The organism is Stenotrophomonas sp. 01N47 (assembly GCF_056399165.1).
In genome coordinates, this window is sequence record NZ_JBFTQU010000037.1 from 1 (window position 1) to 540 (window position 540).

The 540-nt window shown below is 62.4% G+C and carries 1 pseudogene; it reads left to right on the forward strand.

The annotated features are described in order from the left end of the window. Positions 1–540: pseudogene (locus AC1DKR_RS21075) on the forward strand (cytochrome c); the annotation flags it as partial.

The window sequence follows — 540 nt, forward strand, 5'->3', positions numbered from 1 at the left end:
ACCCCGGACAAGGACCACGGGATCGGTCTGTACAGCGACGACGAATTCTTCGCTGCGCTGACCGAAGGCAAGCGTCGTGATGGCGCCAACCTGTACCCGGCGATGCCGTACACCTCGTATCACCTGATGCCGCGTGAAGACTCCGACGCCATTCACGCGTACCTGCAGACGGTCGCGCCGATCAACCGTGCTGCACCGGTCACCCGCCTGAGCTTTCCGTTCAACGTACGTTTGGGGTTGATGGGCTGGAACATGCTCTACGGCAAGGACGTGAAGCTGGCGCCGGCTGACGGCAAAAGTGAGGAGTGGAAACGCGGCCAGTACCTGGTCGACGTGCTCGGCCACTGTGGCGAATGCCATACGCCGCGTGGTTTGCCCGGCGCGATGCAACAGGACAAGCGCATGACGGGTGGCCTGCTCAATGGCTACCTGGCGCCCAGCTTGCTCGCCAACGATCTGGCGGCACGCGGCTGGACGCATCAGGACCTGAGTTCTTTCCTCAAGCACGGCATGAGCGCTCAGGGTACGATGTTCAACGAG